Here is a 2055-nt window from a genome sequence, read left to right on the forward strand (position 1 = left end):
GAGCGTTACCGTGCGTTGCGAGGGTGAGTTCGCCTTCGGCTACCTGAAAGAGGAGATCGGCGTCCACCGTTTGGTGCGCATTTCCCCCTTCGATTCCAACAAGCGCCGCCACACCTCGTTCGCCGCCGTGTTCGTCATCCCCGAGGTCGATGACTCGATCAGCATCGACATCGACGCCAAAGACCTGCGCATCGACACCTACCGCTCCTCGGGAAAAGGCGGCCAGCACGTCAACCGCACCGACTCGGCCGTGCGCATAGTCCATTTGCCCACCAACACCGTGGTGCAGTGCCAAAGCGAGCGCTCGCAGCACCAAAACAAGGACCGGGCCATGAAAATGCTGCGCTCCAGGCTCTACGACCTGGAGCTGAAGGCTCAGCAGAAGGTAAAAGACAAGATCGAGGACGGCAAAGGCGGCATCGCCTGGGGCAACCAGATCCGCTCCTACGTGCTGCAGCCCTACCAGAGCGTCAAGGACCACCGCACCGGCATCGAGCGCGGCGACACCCAGCGCGTCCTCGACGGCGACATCATCAGCTTCATCAAGGAATCGCTCAAGTTGCCCAGATAAACTCGATATTCCCTATTTCTTGGCCGTCGTAACGAAAGGTTCGAAATTATCCTCGTTGATAACAGCAAAGCTGGAATCGGGATAGGCGGAGGAGAACGCCGGCGGCACCTTTGCTGCCCGGCCACGGCCGCGCTTGAACTCGAAGGCGAACAGCTTCCCTTCCCTTTCTTCGATGTAGTCGACTTCCTGCTGGCTGGTCGTCCGCCAGAAAAACGGGTTGTGCCAGATCCTCAGATAATGGTTGCACTTCATCCGCTCACCGAGCAGAAAGTTCTCCCAGAGCGCCCCCGCGTCCTGCCTAAGCCCTAGGGGATTGAAGTTCTTGATGATGGCATTGCGAATGCCGTTGTCGTAAAAGTAGATCTTCCTGCCCTTTTTGATCTCATTGCGCCGGTTGCGACTGAGCGACGCCAGGCGGAAGACGACGAACGACTTCTCCAGCAGGTCGATATAGCGCTCCACGGTCTCCTTGTCGGCACCGATCGTTTGTCCCAACTCGTGATAATTGACCTCCCAACCCACCTGCAGGGCCAGTGCCTGCACCAGCTTCTCCAGGATGACCGGCTTCTTGACCTGGGCCAGCGCCAGGATGTCCTTGTAGAGGTAACTCCCGGAAAGCTCCATCAGCATCTCTTTTTCCCTGCCGGGAGAAAAGATAATCTCCGGGTAATATCCGAACACCAACCGCTGCTCCACCAGTCTTTTTTCCTCCAGGGGGGTCGCGTGCGCCGCCATCTCCATGTAGGAAAGGGGAAACAGGGTGAACTCCGCCTTGCGGCCGGTCAGAGGTTCGCGGACGCTGTCGGCCAGACCCAGCGCCGATGAGCCAGTGGCCAATACCTGCACCCCCTGCAGGTTATCGGCGATCAGCTTGAGGGTAAGACCAATTTCCACTACCCGCTGAGCCTCGTCGATGATCACCAGCTTGCGATCGCCGATGAGCGCCCTTAAGCTTGTCGACGTGGCTCCGGCCAGCATCTGCCGGATGTCGGGTTCATCGGCATTGAGCCAGAGCGGTTTTTCCGCCGCATCGGCAGCGATCATTTGCATCAGGGTCGTTTTCCCCGAACGTCTCGGCCCCAGGACGATCACGATCTTGCCCTGAAATAACAGTTCCTTAACAATCCTTTCTAAAATTCGTTCAACCATACTCACCGCCAAAAAGTAATGTTATTTTCGTCTTAACCCGAATAAATGATATATTATTTTCGGTTGAATGTCAACAATTCGGTTCAACGATGATTTTTCAATTCCGAACCTGAACCATCTCAAAAAATGCAAATAATAACCTGTCAATCCTTTTACCTGGGGCAACCAAATCCGCTCCTATGTGATGCAGCCGTACCAAAGCATCAAGGACCACCGCACCGGCCTCGAGCGCGGCGACGTCCAGCGCGTCCTCGACAACGACATAATCGGCTTTATCAAGGAATCGCTTAAGCTGCCCAGATAATTCAGTCCTTCGTGACGCGTGACAACACAAA

The 2055-nt window shown here is 56.0% G+C and carries 2 protein-coding genes and 1 pseudogene; 2 read left to right on the plus strand and 1 reads right to left on the minus strand.

Going from position 1 to position 2055, the window contains the following annotated elements:
- A partial coding sequence (locus tag NTW95_01495; GenBank protein MCX6556102.1) for a PCRF domain-containing protein occupies window positions 1-571 on the plus strand: 571 nt, incomplete at its 5' end.
- A 12-nt stretch (window positions 572-583) separates the two neighbouring features.
- Here NTW95_01495 and NTW95_01500 read toward each other — a convergent pair.
- Window positions 584-1720 (minus strand): ATP-binding protein, encoded by a 1137-nt coding sequence (locus NTW95_01500; protein MCX6556103.1) that lies wholly within the window; start codon window positions 1718-1720, stop codon window positions 584-586.
- A gap of 157 nt (window positions 1721-1877) precedes the next feature.
- On the opposite strand from NTW95_01500, the pseudogene prfB reads away from it, so the two are divergent.
- A pseudogene (gene prfB / locus NTW95_01505) lies at window positions 1878-2024 on the plus strand (peptide chain release factor 2).
- Window positions 2025-2055: the final 31 nt, after the last annotated feature.

It is taken from the genome of Candidatus Aminicenantes bacterium, assembly GCA_026393795.1.
Lineage (GTDB): Bacteria > Acidobacteriota > Aminicenantia > UBA2199 > UBA2199 > UBA2199.